The following is a 17092-nucleotide window of genomic DNA, read 5'->3' on the forward strand; positions in this document are numbered from 1 at the left end:
GAAAGGGGAGCATGCAACATGCAATACTATGGTAACCTAGCGCTCAGACCGGAGCGCGTACAGGAACAGCCGCAAGCGCCGGTACGCAAGCAAGCGCAGCAACCGAGCAAAGTCGTTCGCCGCAGAACGCTTCCGCTAGCGGAAAAACTGTTATACTTGTTTACGATCGCCGTCGTCGTTCTCGTCGCTGGCTTCATTATTTTTCGTTACGCGCAAATCTATCAGCTTAACGGACAAATTCAAGATACGACGAAACAATATAATCAGACGACCGATCAAATGAATGAGCTTCAGAGGGAAGTCGAAAGACTTAGCGATATGAAGCGGATCAAAGATATGGCCGAAGGGTATGGCATGGTTCAAGTAGAGAACCGCGGCATAACCATTACTTCGCAAGGCGGCCGCGATGCCGTCGCCTTGAAGCCGTAGCGCCGGTCGGGAAATGAAGAGGAATAATGTATGACGAGAAGAATAAAGCTCAGGACGTTGCTGATGGGAGGGTTTATTACCCTCCTTTTTGTCGGTTTAGTGTTTCGTTTATATTGGATTCAAGTCGTGAAAGCGGATTTCTGGTCCACGCAGGCGATGAAAACGTGGATTACGAGCAAGACAATCCCCCAAGAACGCGGCATGTTGCTCGACCGCGACGGCGTAGTGCTGGCGGCCGATGCGCTTGCCTATACGATCGCCGTAGGTCCGGAGCGTATCGCGGAGCTAGAAGCGAAGCATCCGGAGTGGAAGCTGGCGGATCGGATCGTCGCCAAGCTGCACGAGGTGCTCGGCACGTCCGAAAGCGATCTTCGCGGGATGGTTAGGTCGAAAAAGGAAAACGGCGAGTATCGCGACCAACGCGAGGTAAGGCCCGACGGTTGGAAAGTGGACAAGTCCGTCAAGGACACCTTAGACGCGTTCCGCAAGGAGCTGCGTACGGAGACGAAGACCGACAATATCGGACTCTATTTCGTAGAAGACAAGAAGCGCTACTATCCGAACGGCACGCTAGCTTCCCATATTCTCGGTTACGAGAATAAGGAAGGCGAAGCGATACTCGGGTTGGAAAAAGAAATGAACGACCAGCTCAAAGGCCAGCCGGGGTTCATTAAATACCAGAAGGACGGCACGAGCACGCAGCTGCCGAACGGGCAGCTTGAATTTAAGCAAGCGGTGAACGGCAACGACATCAGGCTCACGATCGACCGCGATATTCAGTTCTATATCGACGAGGCGCTGCGCAAAGCCTATGAGGCATACAAGCCGATCAGCGTCACGGCGATCGCAGCCGACCCGAATACGATGGAAATTCTCGGCATGTCCAGCATGCCTGATTTCAACCCGAACAACTATTGGGAATTCAAGGATCAAGCCGCTTTCCGGGACAACGCTATTCAGTCGCTCTATGAGCCCGGCTCCACGTTCAAGATCGTAACGCTTGCCGGAGCCGTCGAAGAAGGCTTGTTCAATCCGAACGAGATGTACATGTCCGGCCGGATTAAGTATACGGACAGGGATAAGCCGATTCGAGACTATAACTACACCGGTTGGGGCGAAATTTCGATGCTGGACGGCCTCAAGCACTCCAGTAACGTCGCGTTCGTAAAGCTAGGGTACGAGATGCTCGGGAAAGATCGGCTGATCGATTACATTAACAACTTCGGCTTCGGCCAAAAGACAGGCATCGAACTGCCTAACGAAGTGTCGCGTTCGTTCAGCTTGGACTACCCGTCCGAGGTCGCTACGGCCGCGTTCGGGCAAGGCAAAGTACTAGTAACCCCGATTCAGCAAGTGGCTGCGGTCGCGGCCGTGGCGAACGGCGGCAAGCTCCTTCAGCCGCATATCGTCAAGTCGATTACCGATACGGCGACCGGGGAGAAGATCGTAACCGAGCCGACGCTCGTGCGCCAGGTTATCTCCGAGGAGACGTCGCGCAAAGTAGGCGAGTACTTGGAGCAGGTCGTCAGCGACCAAGCGATCGGCACCGGGAAGAAAGCCTACATTCCGGGGTATCGGATCGCGGGCAAAACCGGTACCGCGCAAAAAGTAAGCAAGGGCGAAGAGACGGACCCTAACGGCAGCGGCTACGCCAAAGACCGTTACGTCGTCTCGTTCATCGGCTACGCCCCCGTTGAAGCGCCGAAGATCGTGCTGTACGTAATCATGGACGAACCGCAAGCGGATAACGTCGGCGGCGGTTCTCTAGCGGCGCCGATCTTCAAAGAAATTATGGGTAAATCGCTTGAGCACCTTGGCATTAAGCCGAATTTGCCGGCCACGGATGCTAAAGACGGCGTAGACGCTCCTGTTAAAGCGAGTGCCGAGATTACGTCCAAAGTACCGGAAGTCGTCGGCATGACGGTTACCCAAGCGCAAGCGGCACTCAAGCAGAAGGAGTTCCCTGTCGGCGTGCTCGGCAAAGGCACGAAAGTGTTGCAGCAGCTGCCGAAGGCGGGCAGCGTCATGCCGGCCTCCCAGCGCATTTACTTGCTGACCGATACGCACCAGGGCAACGTGCCGGATTTGACGGGACTGTCGCTCCGTGACGCGGTCGAGATGTGCACGCTGTTGAAAGTAGCGTTCACCGTCGAAGGAGAAGGTTACGTATCTAGCCAAGAAGCGGTTAAAATCGGAGATACATGGACGCTTCAGCTAAAGATGAGTCCGCCCGGCAAGCCGCAACCGGATCAAGATTCCGCATCCGATCAGAGCAACGCAACAGATTCAACGGGAGCCGATTAGGTCGCTTCCCGGATCGCGAGGGCTTGTTCTAACCCCCTTTGTCCAAGAATAGTCTGGAACTAAGCGCAAGCTTGTTCAGACGTCTTGGCCGAGGGGGTTTTTTGGTGTGAAAACTTCGCAAGTTACGGTGCGTAAACGGCTCTATACGGCATTGATGCTAGTCATCCTGGCTTTTGCCGCGTTGCTTTTCAGGCTTGGCTACGTGCAGCTATGGATCGGCGGGGACATCACGAAGAAGGCGGAGGATTCCTGGCGACGCATTATCGATTACGCGCCTAAGCGCGGAGAAATTCTCGATCGCAACGGCGTTCGGTTAGCGTACAACATAAGCTCTCCGACCGTGATGGCGATCCCTGTCCAAGTCAAGGATCCGCAAGGAACGGCGCATGCGCTTGCGCAGCCGCTTAGCATGTCCGAGGAGCAGCTCTACCGGCTTCTTACGAAGCGCGAGAAGATCGTTGAATTGAAGCCCGGCGGTCGCAAAATGACGACGGAGAAAGCACAACAGATTCGGGAGATGGCGCTCCCGGGCATCGTCGTGGCCGAAGACAATAGACGCTACTACCCGTTCGGCTCGTTAGCGTCTCACGTGCTGGGCTTCGCGGGGAGCTACAATCAGGGGCTAACCGGATTGGAGTTGCAATACGACCAGCGTCTGACGGGTACTAAAGGCGGCGTGAACTATTTGGCATCCGCAAACGGGGAATCGATGCCGAATTCCTCAGATACGTTTACCCCTCCAAGGGACGGGCTGTCGTTGCAGCTGACGATCGACCAAAAGATACAATCGATCGTCGAACGCGAATTAGACCAAGCGGTATTGCAATACAATCCGAAGAGTGCGATCGCGATCGCGATGGATCCGAATACCGGTGAAATTTACGCGATGGGTAGCAGACCGACTTTCGAGCCCGACAAATATCAGGAAGTGTCGCCCGAAGTATACAATCGCAATTTGCCGATCTGGATGACGTACGAACCCGGTTCGACGTTCAAGATCATAACGCTCGCCGCCGCGCTTCAAGAAGGCAAAGTAGACCTGGAACACGAGAGCTTTTACGATCCCGGTTACATGGACGTAGCGGGGGCGAAGCTCCGCTGCTGGAAGAAGGGCGGACATGGCAGCCAAACCTTCCTCGAGGTCGTCGAAAATTCGTGCAACCCGGGCTTCGTCGTCCTTGGACAGCGGCTCGGCAAAGATAAATTGTTCCAGTACATTAAAGATTTCGGCTTCGGCAAGAAGACGGGCATCGATTTGAAAGGCGAAGAGAACGGCATCCTGTTCAAGCCTAGCCAAGTCGGTCCCGTGGAGCTGGCGACGACGGCTTTCGGTCAAGGCGTATCCGTTACGCCGATCCAGCAGATTACGGCGGTGTCGGCCGTCATTAACGGCGGGAAGCTGTATAAGCCTTACGTATCGAAGGCATGGATTCAGCCGGATACCGGTATGATTTTAGAAGAAGGCAAACCGCAGCTCGTAAGGCAGGTCATCTCCGAAGAGACGTCCAAGAAGGTCAGGGCCGCTTTGGAAAAAGTCGTCGCGCAAGGCACGGGGCGCAACGCGTTTCTTGACGGCTACCGGGTCGGGGGGAAAACGGGGACCGCGCAAAAAGTCGTGAACGGACGTTACTCGCCTAACGAGCATATCGTCTCTTTCATCGGTTTCGCGCCCGCAGACGATCCGAAGCTGATCGTTTACGTGGCTATAGATAATCCGCAAGGCATCCAGTTTGGCGGCGTCGTGGCGGCTCCGATCGTCCACAATATTATGGCCGACGCCTTGCCGTACTTAGGCGTACAACCAAGTAAAACGCAGATCGAGAAGGAATTCAAATACGGGGATACGCCGATCGTCGCCGTCCCTAATCTCGTGGGCAAGACGGTTTCGGACATTTACGAAGATATGAATATGAGCTTTCAGCTTGCGACATCCGGCAGCGGAAACACCGTTATTCGCCAAGCGCCGGTAGCGGGAACGAAGCTGGAGCGAGGCTCGGTCATCCGGATTTATTTGGGCGCGGGGGATTAAACCGTTCGATCGTCGGAATGACCTGAGGATGTTCGTCGATAATGGTTTTGCTAGGGATCATCAGTCGAGGGGAGCTGTGATCTTCGTGCGTTTGAACGAATTGGCTAGTCAATTGTTAATTCGGAGTATTATCGGAGATCCTGCGGCGAACATTACTAGTCTCGCCTCGGACTCCCGCCTTGCGCAGGCAGGCAGCTTGTTCTTCTGCTTGCCCGGGTTCAAGGACGACGGCCACCGCTTCGCGATTCAAGCGATCGAACGCGGTGCGGCTGCACTAGTCACGGCCCGCGAGCTCGATCTAGCGATTACGCAGCTGATCGTTCCGGACACGAGGCAGGCGTTGGCGATGCTTGCCGATCATTACTACGGCCGGCCTTCCCATCGGTTGAGACCGATAGGCGTTACGGGCACGAACGGGAAGACGACCACGACGTATTTGATCGAGAAAATACTAGCGGACGCGGGCGGGAAGCCCGGCGTCATCGGGACGATCGAGACTCGCTACGGCGGCAATCACTATCCGATGTCGGGAACGACTCCGGACGCGCTAGAGCTGCAAGGAATTTTCAAATCGATGGTCGACGCGGGGACCGATCGTTGCATCATGGAAGTGTCCTCACATGCGCTCGAACAAGGCAGGGTCAAAGGTTGCCGGTTCCGCACGGCGGTATTCACGAATCTCACGCAAGATCATTTGGACTATCACGGCTCGATGGACGCCTACGAGCGTGCCAAAGGCTTATTCTTCTCACGGCTGGGTAACGTGTATTTTGACGATCCGAAGCAGCGCACGTTCGCCGTATTGAACGTCGACGATCCCGTCGCTTCGAATTTCGCTAAGATGACCGCAGCGGAGACGATAACCTACGGGATCGACAACGATGCTCAGCTTCGGGCGTCGCAGGTGACCATTTCCGCCAGGGGGACTTCGTTCAAGCTCGACTCGTTCTGGGGTAGTCGTCAAGTCAACTTGAAGCTCGTCGGCAAGTTTAACGTATATAACGCGCTGGCGGCTCTGGGGGCGGCAATTTGCGAGGGGATCGAGCTGAAAGATTCCGTTCGTAGCCTGGAACAGATAGCCGGCGTCCCTGGCCGCGTAGAGCCCGTTAACGCTGGGCAAGCCTATGCGGTCATCGTCGACTACGCGCATACGCCGGACGGGCTGGAGAACGTGCTGCGGACGGTAAAGGAACTGGCCAACGGACGCGTCATTTGCGTGTTCGGCTGCGGCGGAGACCGCGATCGGGCGAAGCGTCCGATCATGGGGCGAATCGCCGCGGAGTATGCGGACGCCGTCATCGTGACGAGCGATAATCCTCGCACGGAAGATCCGTATCTTATTATGCAACACATAGAATCGGGACTTTTGTCTGCGTCCGTCCCCCGGGAAAAATACGTCTTAGTGCCCGATAGGCGCGCCGCGATCGAAAAAGCGGTTGAAATGGCAAGCCCCGGCGATGTAGTATTGATTGCGGGGAAGGGACATGAAACCTACCAATTGATCGACGGCGTCGCCTACGAATTCGACGACCGTCTTGTAGCGAAAGAAGCGATAAGGAGTCGAAGCAACTGATGCAAGCAACGATACGGGAAGTAGCCGATTGGTGCGGAAGCAGCGCGATTGCACGGCTGTCCGGGCATGCGGACGGCATTCAACTTACAGGAGTATCTACCGATTCCCGGCGGGTTGCGCCGGGACATCTGTTCGTTCCGATCATAGGCGAAAGAGTCGACGGGCACGATTACTTAGCAGCGGCTTATCGTTCCGGCGCGGCGGCGGCGCTCTGGGAGAGCGACAGACCGCAGCCCGACGACGCGTCGCAATTGCCTCTAATACTCGTCGAGGACGTCATAGGCGCCTTGCAGGCGTTGGCGGCGGGTTATTTGTCGCATACGCAAGCTAAAGTCGTCGGCGTCACGGGAAGCAACGGCAAAACGACGACGAAGGACCTGCTCGCCGCGGTGCTCGGCACGGGCTTCCGCGTTCATAAGACGGAAGGCAATTATAATAATCATATCGGGATGCCGTTAACGATTTTGAGCGCGCCGGAACGCACGGAGCTATTCGTCCTCGAGATGGGGATGAGCGAGTTCGGGGAAATCGAACTGCTGTCCAAGCTGGCCAAACCGGATGCGGCGGTCATTACGAATATCGGGGAATCCCACTTGTTGCAGCTTGGATCGAGGCGGAATATCGCCCGCGCCAAGCTGGAAATTTTGTCCGGGATGAAGCCGGGCGGCATGCTGACCTATTATGGCCAAGAACCGCTCATCGCAGAGGAATTGGCTGCGATTGCTGACAGTGCGGCGCTCGCCGCTAGAGGCATTAACTTCTTAACCTACGGCGAGACGGATAATTGCGCGCTCGTCGCCGGCAACATCGACGTATCGGCGGAAGGAACTTCTTTTACGGTGCAAGACGCTCCCGGCATCCGTTTCGAGCTGCCTATTCCGGGCCGTCATAATGCCATTAACGCGCTAGCCGCGATCGCCATTGGTCGCCGGTTCGGTTTGACCGACGCGCAAATCGCGCAAGGCTTGCAATCCGTAAAGCCGACGAGCATGAGAATCGAGCGTAGCCTAGCAAGCAACGGAGCGGTCGTGCTGAACGACGCATACAACGCAAGCCCGACTTCCGTCAAGGCGGCTATAGACTTGGTCGCCGGGCTGACAGGCTATCGCAATAAGTGGATCGTGCTCGGAGACATGCTCGAGCTGGGGCCGGACGAGGCTGCGTTCCACGCGCAAATCGGCGTCTACTTAACGATGGACAAAACCGACCGCGTGCTGCTGTACGGCCCGTTGTCGTCGCATACTAACGATGCGGCCAAGCGGCATTTCGCCGCGGACCGCGTGCTTTATTTTAACGATAAGAACGCATTGATCGACCGCTTGCTGGCGGAACTTGCGCCTGAGGATCTCGTCCTCGTCAAAGCCTCTCGGGGGATGAGAATGGAAGAGGTCGTCGCCGCGCTTAACGGAGGGGAAAGGAGTTAACCGCATGGACTATACATCGATTTTCTGGACGTTAGGCGTTTCCTTCGTGCTCGCGGTGCTCATCGGCCCGCTGTTCATTCCGTTACTGCGAAGACTTAAGTTCGGACAACAAGTAAGGGACGACGGACCGCAATCCCATTTGAAGAAGACCGGAACGCCGACGATGGGCGGCATTATCATCCTCGTCGCCCTGACTCTCGCCTTCTTGAAGTTCGCCGATCGGGGCTTGGAGTATTGGTCGCTCATCGTGGCTTGCCTAGGCTTCGGATTGGTCGGATTTTTGGACGATTATATCAAAATCGCGTTCAAACGCTCCCTCGGTTTAACGGCGAAACAAAAGCTGTTCGGCCAACTGCTTTTCTCGATTATTTTCTGCGTGCTGCTTCACAAAATGGACCATAGCACGGCGATCTCTTTCCCGGGAGCGGATTGGTCGCTCGAGCTAGGTTGGGGATACTACGCACTCGTCGTCATCATGTTCTTCGCAGCCAGCAACGCCGTTAACTTCACGGACGGGCTGGACGGGTTGTTATCCGGGACAAGCGCGCTCGCGTTCGGCGCGTTCGCGATTATCGCGGTCGAAGCGACGCAGCCTCAAGCGGCGGTGTTCTGCGCGGCCACGGTAGGCGCGGTGCTCGGATTTCTCGTGTTCAACGCGCATCCGGCGAAAATTTTCATGGGCGACACCGGTTCGCTCGGTCTTGGCGGAGGAATCGCCGCGGTCGCCATTTTGACGAAGACGGAGCTGCTGCTCCTCATCATCGGCGGCGTGTTCGTTATCGAGATGCTTTCGGTTATTATTCAAGTAGCGTCGTTCAAAACGCGCGGCAAACGTGTATTCAAAATGAGTCCGATCCACCATCATTTCGAGCTGTCGGGATGGTCGGAGTGGAAGATCGTGTCGACGTTCTGGTTCGTCGGCTTAGTACTCGCGGGCGTCGGGTTGATTCTGTATAAGGGGCTATCGTGATATGAAGGAACTATCGAGCTATCGGGGACGCAAAGTCGTCGTCCTGGGCTTAGCGAGAAGCGGCGTCGCCGCAGCCAAGCTATTTCACGGCATCGGCGCGGATGTCGTAGTGAACGATCGCAAAGAGCGCGAGCAATGTCCCGAAGCCGACGAATTAACGGCTTTGGGCATTTCTGTCCTGTGCGGCGGACATCCGCAGGGGCTCGTTAACGCGGAAACCGCGCTCTTGGTCAAAAACCCGGGCATTCCGTACACGGCTGATCCCGTAGTCGTCGCGCAGCAGCTCGGCGTTGAAGTCGTCAGCGAGGTCGAAGTGGCGGGACAGCTTTCCCCTGCGCCGATCATCGGGATTACCGGCTCCAACGGAAAGACGACGACGACTACGCTGACCGGCGTCCTGCTGGAAGCTGCGGGACTTAAACCGCTCGTCGCCGGCAATATCGGCCGCCCGCTTAGCGACGCGGTGAAGGAAGTAGACCCTGACGGCTGGCTCGTCGCCGAGTTGAGCAGCTTTCAGCTGAAAGGGACGTCGGATTTCCGTCCGCGGATCGGTTGTCTGCTTAACATAGCGGAAACCCACCTCGATTATCACGGGGACATGGAGGATTATGTCGGTTCGAAGTCGAAATTGTTCGATAACCAACAGGAGACCGATGTGGCGATCTACAACGCGGACGACGAGACGTGCGCGCGGATAGCCGAATCTATTCATGCGCAGCGCGTCCCGTTTTCTTTGACGCAACGATTACCTGCAGGTGTATCCGTCGAACCGCCGTATGCTGACATTAAGCCTGGCGCGGAGGGCGAGACGGAAGCCGAACGATGGATCGTCAGCCGAACGGCCGAAGGCGGGGAACAACGCGTCATTCGCGTCGACGAGCTCGGCATTCCCGGCCGGCACAATACGGCGAACGCGCTTGCCGCGATCGCCATCGCGTTGTCCGCGGGCGCTAAGCCCGAGCAGCTCGTTCAGGCGCTGCGCGATTTCCGCGGGGTCGAACATCGGTTGGAGTACGTCGGCTTGATTCAAGGCGTCAAGTATTACAACGATTCCAAAGCGACCAATCCGATGGCGTCGACGATGTCGATTATATCGTTGCCCGCCCCGCTAATCCTTATCGCTGGCGGTCTGGATCGGGGATCGGATTATATGGAGCTCGTTCCGGTATTCCGCGATCGGCTCAAAGGGCTCGTCGCGATCGGGGAGACGAGAGAGAAGCTAGGGCGAATAGCGTCTTTAGCCGGTTTAGAGGCGGTCAAACTCGTCGAACCTATTGGGGACGCCGAAAGCACCGTTCGCAGAGCCGTAGAGGAAGCCGCGGCGATGGCTTCGCCGGGAGATATCGTTCTCCTGTCGCCGGCCTGCGCGAGTTGGGATATGTTCCCTTCCTACGAAACGAGAGGTCGCATGTTTAAGCAATCGGCGCATACGTTGTAGAAGGGGGCTTGTCCCTACTTCTGCTATCTTCGAGGTGTCCGGTTCATGGCCAAAACCCGTTCCGTTCCCGATTTGTGGATGATCTCCGCTATAATAGGCATATTGGCCATTGGCGTGGTCATGGTGTACAGCGCAAGCGCGGTCGCCGCATTTCATGACTACGGGGACGCTTTCTATTACGTCAAGCGGCAGCTGATATTCGCGGTGCTAGGCGTAACCGCGATGTTCGTCACGATGAACGTCGAGTATACGCAATGGCGCAAATGGGCGATTCCTGCTGTGTTGCTTTGCTTCGGCCTGCTTATCATTGTATTGATTCCGGGGCTGGGCGTCTGGCGCGGCGGCGCCCGCAGTTGGCTGGGCATTGGTTCCTTCGGTATCCAGCCTTCTGAATTCATGAAGCTCGCGATGGTGTTGTTCTTAGCCAAGCTGCTTTCCGAGCGGCAAAATCAGATTACGAGGTTCACGACCGGTTTATTGCCTCCGCTAGGCATTATGGGCATCGCTTTCGCGTTAATCATGCTGCAACCGGACCTCGGTACCGGCGCCGTCATGATCGGCGCGTCGTTGCTCGTCATATACGTAGCCGGAGCTAGGCTCGCCCATTTAGGCGCTCTCGGGCTCGTCGGGGTTTTCGGGCTCGTCGGACTGATCGCCGCGGCGCCCTACCGGCTGCAGCGGATTACGGCGTTCCTCGATCCGTGGCAAGACCCGCTCGGCGCGGGCTACCAATCGATACAATCGCTTTACGCGATCGGACCGGGCGGATTAGTCGGGCTCGGGCTTGGGCTCAGCCGGCAGAAATATAACTATTTGCCCGAGCCGCAAACCGATTTCATCTTTTCCATCCTTGCCGAAGAGCTCGGGTTTATCGGCGGCGCGTTGCTGCTTCTTCTGTTTCTGTTGCTAATCTGGCGGGGCATGAGAACCGCGATTACGATAACGGATCCATACGGGAGCTTGCTCGCTTCCGGAATCGTGGGCATTATCGCCGTGCAAGTGCTTATTAATATCGGCGTCGTTATCGGGGTTTTGCCGGTTACGGGGATTACGTTGCCGCTCGTGAGTTATGGAGGTTCGTCCCTTACGCTGTTGTTGACAGCGCTTGGCATTTTGCTTAACCTATCCCGTTACGCGAGGTGATGCGCATGCGCGTCGTGCTGACCGGAGGAGGAACCGGCGGACATCTGTATCCGGCGCTTGCGATTGGCCGCGCGGTCATGGACGACCATCCGAATTCGTCCTTGCTCTATATCGGGACGCGTCGCGGGCTGGAGAACCGGATCGTGCCGCAGCATGGCATTGCTTTCGAAGCGATCGACGTTTCCGGTTTCAGGAGAAAGCTAACGTGGGACAACGTGCGCACGGTTATTCGTTTCGTGAATGGCGTCAAACGCTCCAAAGTGCTGCTTCGGCGGTTCAAGCCGGATGTCGTCATCGGTACCGGCGGCTACGTGTGCGGACCGGTCGTATATGCGGCTTCGAAGCTCGGCATCCCTACGCTTATCCATGAACAGAACGTCGCTCCCGGTCTCACGAATAAATTTCTTTCTCGGTATGCTAGCGCGGTTGCCGTTAGTTTCGCGGAATCGGTGGAACAGTTCGCCCGGTGCCCATACGTGGTGCATGCGGGCAATCCGTGCGCCTCGACCGCGATGAAAGCGAACCCCGGCAAAGGATTCGCTTCGCTCGGTTTAACGAACGGCGAACCTTTCGTGCTTGTCGCCGGCGGCAGCGGAGGAGCGCGGGCGCTCAATGACGCGATCGCGGAAATGATACCGTTTCTTCCCGAACTTTCCAAAGTTCACTTCGTATTCGTCACCGGCGAACGATTCTACGAAGAGACGGAGGCGAAAGCGAAGAAGCTATTGCCCGTCGTCTCGAACCGGGTGCATTTGTACCCGTATATTCACAATATGCCTGAAGTGCTATCCGCGGCGTCTCTGTTCGTAGGCCGCGCGGGCGCTTCTTTTATTGCGGAGATCACATCGCTCGGCATTCCCGCGATCTTGATTCCGTCGCCCAACGTAACGAACAACCATCAGGAAGCGAACGCTAAAAGTCTAGCGGATAGAGGCGCGGCGGAATTGCTGCTCGAATCGGACTTGTCCGGAGAACGATTATTCGCCCGCATCGCTTCGATCATGGGCGATCCGGCGAGAAGAAACGCGATGGCGCAAGCATCCCGCAAGCTAGGCATGCCGAACGCCGCGCAAACGATACTTACGCAAATGAACCGGATTACCCGGAGAACATAGTGCGCGCCTAACAGGGCGCCGACTAGGCGATTGTCACCACCCTTGCCTACCTGTCATAAGATACAGCGTGATCGTGACAGCCGAATGCAAGGCGCCGGAAGCTATCGACAGTGGCACAGCCCTGTAGGACGCGCAAGGAGGAAGTTATGATGCAGCAGTTGATCTCGGAGCTGGAAGAAGCTCAAATCGGCCGCGTGCGGGTCAATGAACCGCTCGCCAAATATACGACTTGGGAAATCGGCGGACCCGCCGATTTGCTTCTCATCCCCGAGAACGAAGAGCAGTTGTCGCGCGCGCTGGCGCTTCTGCACCGCCATGGGGTTCCTTGGTGCGTTCTCGGTCGGGGCTCCAACACGCTCGTATCCGATAAAGGGGTTCGCGGAGCCGTCATTAAGCTAGGCGATCGCTTCGACGACGTGCACTTCGAAGGGAATACGGTGACTGCAGGCGCTTCGTATTCCTTCATCAAGCTGTCGGTAATGGTCGGCAAAGAAGGGTTGACCGGTCTGGAATTCGCGGGAGGAATTCCCGGAACGGTCGGCGGTGCCGTATACATGAACGCCGGCGCGCATCATTCGGATATTTCACGTATCTTACAGTCAGCCGACATCATCTGGGAAGACGGAAGTCGGTCTGTACTAGGGAATGAAGAGATGAGCTTCTCTTACCGCCACTCCATCCTGCACGAACGACGCGGCATCGTCGTTCGCGCCGTATTCGCGCTGGAGAGCGGCGACCGCAAGGAAATCGCCGCGGCGATGGCAACGTTCAAAGACCGCCGCCGCCGGACGCAACCGCTTCAGATGGCTTGCGCAGGCAGCGTATTCCGAAACCCGCCGAACGATTTCGCCGCGAGGCTGATCGAAGCGGCCGGGCTCAAGGGGCTGCGCGAAGGTGCGGCGGAAGTATCCCAAGTGCACGCCAACTTCATCGTTAACCACGGTGGTGCGACGGCTGAGGACGTGCTCACCCTCATGCGACGAGTCCAAACAATAATCGAACAACAAAACGGAGTAAAGTTAGTACCGGAGGTTCTCATGATGGGCGAGCGGTAACCCGGAGGTGAAACCCTTGGACAATTTGGTGATTGAAGGCGGTCAACCGCTTTCGGGCACCATTCGTATCCACGGAGCCAAAAACGCCGCATTGCCGATTTTGGCTGCCAGCTTGCTCGCGGAAGGTAAAGTGACGATCCGCAACGTTCCCCGACTGCTAGACATCGAAGTGATGCTGGACATTTTGCGGGATATCGGGTGCGGAGCCCGACATCAGGATACGGTGGTAACCGTCGAGCCGGCGGCTGCAACATCCTCTCACATTCCGGAGACGCTGATGCGGAAAATGCGATCTTCGGTATTTTTGATGGGACCGCTTCTCGCCCGTTTCGGGGAAGTGCAGCTCTATCAACCCGGAGGTTGCGCCATCGGCGAGAGAAAGATCGATTTGCATTTGAGGGGTTTAATGGCGTTAGGCGCCAACATAAGAGAGAAGGGCAGTCGCATCGTGTGCACGGCTCGCAAGCTGACCGGGGCGGAAATCATATTGGATTTCCCTAGCGTCGGGGCGACTGAGAACATCATGATGGCTGCGGTGCTGGCGCAGGGCCGTACGACGATAGTCGGCGCTGCGAGAGAACCGGAAATTCAAGACTTGCAGCAATTTTTGAACGAGATGGGCGCGCAAGTGAAAGGCGCGGGTACCGACATCATTACGATCGACGGCGTCAAATCGCTTGACGGCTGCGATTACGAGGTCATACCCGATCGTATCGTATCGGGAACCGTCATGGTCGCCGCTGCCGCTACGCGGGGCGAAGTGACGCTCGAAAACACCCGCCCGGATCATCTTACGTCGCTCATCCACGCGCTGCGGCGCGCTGGTGTTCAAATCGATATCGGCAATGATATAATGAAAGTCGGCGCGACGACTCGGCCTAAGGCCGTAGAGCGTATCGTAACGTCGCCGTATCCGGCTTTTCCTACGGATCTGCAGGCGCAGGTCATGACTCTATTGGCTTTATCGGACGGCGTGAGCGTCATGAAAGAGACGATTTTCGAAGGTCGGTTCAAGCATGTGGAGGAATTGTGCCGCATGGGCGCGGACATTCGGGTCGACTTGAACAATGCGTTCATTCGCGGCGTGCCGCAGCTGTACGGAACGAACGTGGAAGCTACCGACCTTCGGGCGGGCGCCGCCCTCGTCATTGCCGGCTTAGCCGCGCAGGGCCGTACGGTCGTCGAGCAGGTGCATCACATCGATCGGGGCTATGACCGGATCGAAGAGATGTTCCGGCGAATCGGCGGCAACATTGTCAGAGAACTTAATTCAAGCAAAGTATTCAGTTGAAATAGAGCGTTCCCCGCCGAAGCGGTTAACGAAGCGGCGGGGGAGCTTTTTTGTTACGAACAGGAAAGTGGGAGGACGAGCAGTGAACGAACGAATCGAACGTATTCCCGCTTTGAAGGCGGAAGGGGAAAAGCGGACAAGCCGAGGCAAGAGAGTGCTGTTGTGGCTCGTATTCGCGATCGTCGTCAGCATTATCGTCGTATTGTTCTTCCGTTCGTCCTTGTCGAAATATTCGGAAATCCAAGTGATAGGAACGTCCTATCTAAGCCAAGACGAAGTGAAGCAGGTGCTCGACGTGAAGACGGGAGACTCGTTCTTCTTCCCGAAAGCGAGCGAGCTTAAAGCTCGGGTCGCCAAACTCGAACCGCTTCAGTCGGTTTCGATCAGCAAAAAATTTCCCGGCGTGCTCCGCATCACCGTTAGCGAGTATCCGGAAGTAGCCGTGCAGCTGTCCGCGGACGGGAAAGTATTTTCCGTGCTGGCTAACGGACTAATCCTGCCGCTGCGCGAAGGCAAGCTGCCGGACAAGCCTATCTTGTCCGGGTGGGAGCCGAAAGACCCGAACTTGATCGCGCTGTGCCGCATTTTAAGCAGCCTGCCGCCGTATATGCTGTCGGATCTTTCCGAAATTCATCCGGATCCGTCGACGGCCTATGCCGATAGAATCACGTTGTTCACGCGTTCGAGGTTCGAGATCGTCACGACCATAGGTAAACTTCCTGACAAAATATCCTATCTTAGCGACATTGTACAAAATCGCGAGCCCGGCAAGGTCGTTATGCTGGAGGCGGACACTTATTTGCCCTATTCGGCAGAAAATGCAAACAATGAGACGCAAGAAGCCGATAATATTAAGGAAAAGGACTCTACTCAATAATCAAAAAGAATGCTAGAATTTCATTTATGGGTGAAGAGGGTAGATTCGTATTTTCATGATTTTCGCACCCTTGACGAATAATCAAAAAAATTGTTGAAAAAAGAGGGAAAACCTCACGGATGTGGAATATGTAGTAGGAAGCATCCCTAGTATGCAGCTATTTTTTCATTGATCTACGGGAGGTGCCACCGGTTGAGCAACAATGACCTCATCGTCAGCCTGGATATTGGAACTTCGAAAATCCGGGTGATTATCGGGGAGATCAGCAACGGGGCCATTAACATCATTGGCGTAGGATCCGCGGATTCCGATGGAATTCGTAAGGGAGCCATTGTAGATATTGACCAAACCGTGCAATCCATCCGTAATGCCGTCGACCATGCAGAGCGTATGGTCGGTATCGGAATAAGCGAGGTTTATGTCGGGATCGCTGGCAATCACATCGCATTGCAAAGCAATCACGGCGTAGTAGCCGTTTCCAACGAAGATCGGGAAATCGGCGAAGAAGACATCGAACGGGTTCTGCAAGCGGCTAAAGTCGTCGCTTTGCCTCCTGAACGGGAAATTATCGGTCTTGTGCCGAAGCAGTATTTGGTTGACGGCCTGTCGGGCATTCAAGACCCGAGGGGCATGATCGGCGTTCGTCTGGAAGTCGAATGCACGATCATTACGGGTACAAAAGCAGCGATACATAACTTGATGAGATGCGTGGAGAAAGCAGGTCTGCGTATTTCCGGTGTCATCCTGATGTCTTTGGCATCGGGCATGATGGCGCTAACGAAAGACGAGAAGATGATGGGCACGGTTCTTGCCGATGTCGGAGCTGGCGCTACTACGCTTGCGATCTTCGAAGGCGGAAGTTTGGCGGCGGTATCTACTTTGCCGATCGGCGGGGATTACGTGACGAGCGATATTTGCTACGGACTTAAGACCCAGACGGAGCATGCCGAGAAAATCAAGCTCAAGTATGGTTGCGCGCGGATCGAAGATGCCGCGGACGATCAGAAGTTTAAAGTCATGAGAGTCGGAAGCAATATGGAAAAGGAATTCTCGCAGCTTGATCTCGCCAACATTATCGAGCCTCGCATGCAAGAGATTTTCCAAATGATCCGACAAGAAGTGAAGCGTCTAGGGTACCTTGATAAGATCAACGGTTACGTGCTTACGGGCGGTTCCGTTTCCTTGCCAAGCGTTCTTCCTTTGGCCCAACTCGAGCTGGAGTCCAATGTGAGAGTAGCCGTTCCCGATTATATCGGAGTTCGGGACCCGTCATTCAGCAGCGGCGTCGGCATGATTCAGTATGTAAGCAAACATGTCCGCGCGCGTGGCGCAACGGGAGCTAAGCGCCCGAGCAAAGCGAAAACGACCGGAAGCACGGCGTCCAAACCTGGCATTGTTGAATGGTTCAAAAACATGTTCAAGGAATTTATTTAAGCCGCCGCTT

13 protein-coding genes are annotated in these 17092 nt (G+C 55.9%); all 13 read left to right on the plus strand.

Annotated elements, in window-relative coordinates; genetic code table 11:
• The first annotated feature begins 18 nt into the window (after positions 1 to 18).
• The 13 genes from ftsL to ftsA all read left to right on the plus strand — a co-directional run bounded on the left by ftsL (position 19) and on the right by ftsA (position 17082).
• Positions 19 to 429: a cell division protein FtsL gene (gene ftsL / locus ACFPQ4_RS22380; protein ID WP_378114147.1), complete on the plus strand. Its 411-nt coding sequence runs from the start codon at positions 19 to 21 to the stop codon at positions 427 to 429.
• Between the two features lie 30 nt (positions 430 to 459).
• A complete protein-coding gene (locus ACFPQ4_RS22385; protein WP_378114148.1) occupies positions 460 to 2733 on the plus strand; it encodes a penicillin-binding transpeptidase domain-containing protein in 2274 nt (757 codons plus the stop codon).
• Between the two features lie 106 nt (positions 2734 to 2839).
• Complete coding sequence (locus ACFPQ4_RS22390; protein ID WP_378114149.1) at positions 2840 to 4762, plus strand: stage V sporulation protein D; 1923 nt, start codon at positions 2840 to 2842, stop codon at positions 4760 to 4762.
• Between the two features lie 85 nt (positions 4763 to 4847).
• Complete coding sequence (locus ACFPQ4_RS22395) at positions 4848 to 6335, plus strand: UDP-N-acetylmuramoyl-L-alanyl-D-glutamate--2,6-diaminopimelate ligase (RefSeq protein WP_378114150.1); 1488 nt, start codon at positions 4848 to 4850, stop codon at positions 6333 to 6335.
• Positions 6335 to 7759, plus strand: coding sequence for a UDP-N-acetylmuramoyl-tripeptide--D-alanyl-D-alanine ligase (locus ACFPQ4_RS22400; protein ID WP_378114151.1), 1425 nt, complete (start codon positions 6335 to 6337; stop codon positions 7757 to 7759). Before ACFPQ4_RS22395 ends, ACFPQ4_RS22400 begins: the two co-directional genes overlap by 1 nt.
• A 4-nt stretch (positions 7760 to 7763) precedes the next feature.
• Positions 7764 to 8729 carry a phospho-N-acetylmuramoyl-pentapeptide-transferase gene (mraY, locus tag ACFPQ4_RS22405; RefSeq protein WP_378114152.1) on the plus strand — a complete coding sequence of 322 codons (966 nt, stop codon included), beginning with the start codon at positions 7764 to 7766 and terminating at the stop codon, positions 8727 to 8729.
• A 1-nt stretch (position 8730) separates the two neighbouring features.
• Positions 8731 to 10167, plus strand: coding sequence for a UDP-N-acetylmuramoyl-L-alanine--D-glutamate ligase (murD, locus tag ACFPQ4_RS22410; RefSeq protein WP_378114153.1), 1437 nt, complete (start codon positions 8731 to 8733; stop codon positions 10165 to 10167).
• A gap of 45 nt (positions 10168 to 10212) precedes the next feature.
• Positions 10213 to 11310 carry a stage V sporulation protein E gene (spoVE, locus tag ACFPQ4_RS22415; RefSeq protein WP_378114154.1) on the plus strand — a complete coding sequence of 366 codons (1098 nt, stop codon included), beginning with the start codon at positions 10213 to 10215 and terminating at the stop codon, positions 11308 to 11310.
• Between the two features lie 5 nt (positions 11311 to 11315).
• Positions 11316 to 12425, plus strand: coding sequence for an undecaprenyldiphospho-muramoylpentapeptide beta-N-acetylglucosaminyltransferase (murG, locus tag ACFPQ4_RS22420; RefSeq protein WP_378114155.1), 1110 nt, complete (start codon positions 11316 to 11318; stop codon positions 12423 to 12425).
• A 149-nt stretch (positions 12426 to 12574) separates the two neighbouring features.
• The gene (gene murB / locus ACFPQ4_RS22425; RefSeq protein WP_378114513.1) at positions 12575 to 13480 is read left to right on the plus strand and encodes a UDP-N-acetylmuramate dehydrogenase; all 906 of its coding nucleotides are present in this window, start codon (positions 12575 to 12577) and stop codon (positions 13478 to 13480) included.
• Positions 13481 to 13496: 16 nt separating this feature from the next.
• Positions 13497 to 14771 (plus strand): UDP-N-acetylglucosamine 1-carboxyvinyltransferase, encoded by a 1275-nt coding sequence (gene murA / locus ACFPQ4_RS22430; RefSeq protein ID WP_378114156.1) that lies wholly within the window; start codon positions 13497 to 13499, stop codon positions 14769 to 14771.
• 82 nt (positions 14772 to 14853) lie between these two features.
• Complete coding sequence (locus tag ACFPQ4_RS22435; RefSeq protein ID WP_378114158.1) at positions 14854 to 15648, plus strand: cell division protein FtsQ/DivIB; 795 nt, start codon at positions 14854 to 14856, stop codon at positions 15646 to 15648.
• A 192-nt stretch (positions 15649 to 15840) separates the two neighbouring features.
• Complete coding sequence (ftsA, locus tag ACFPQ4_RS22440; protein WP_378114159.1) at positions 15841 to 17082, plus strand: cell division protein FtsA; 1242 nt, start codon at positions 15841 to 15843, stop codon at positions 17080 to 17082.
• The last annotated feature ends 10 nt before the right edge of the window (positions 17083 to 17092 follow it).

The organism is Cohnella yongneupensis, assembly GCF_042655785.1.
In the GTDB taxonomy this organism is placed as follows: Bacteria; Bacillota; Bacilli; order Paenibacillales; family Paenibacillaceae; genus Cohnella; species Cohnella yongneupensis.

Coding starts and splice junctions, on each gene's coding strand:
- ACFPQ4_RS22385 (WP_378114148.1), top strand. CDS start 460: ATGACGAGAAGAATAAAGCTCAGGACGTTGCTGATGGGAGGGTTTATT.
- spoVE (WP_378114154.1), top strand. CDS start 10,213: ATGGCCAAAACCCGTTCCGTTCCCGATTTGTGGATGATCTCCGCTATA.
- ACFPQ4_RS22400 (WP_378114151.1), top strand. CDS start 6,335: ATGCAAGCAACGATACGGGAAGTAGCCGATTGGTGCGGAAGCAGCGCG.
- murB (WP_378114513.1), top strand. CDS start 12,575: ATGCAGCAGTTGATCTCGGAGCTGGAAGAAGCTCAAATCGGCCGCGTG.
- mraY (WP_378114152.1), top strand. CDS start 7,764: ATGGACTATACATCGATTTTCTGGACGTTAGGCGTTTCCTTCGTGCTC.
- murD (WP_378114153.1), top strand. CDS start 8,731: ATGAAGGAACTATCGAGCTATCGGGGACGCAAAGTCGTCGTCCTGGGC.
- ftsL (WP_378114147.1), top strand. CDS start 19: ATGCAATACTATGGTAACCTAGCGCTCAGACCGGAGCGCGTACAGGAA.
- murG (WP_378114155.1), top strand. CDS start 11,316: ATGCGCGTCGTGCTGACCGGAGGAGGAACCGGCGGACATCTGTATCCG.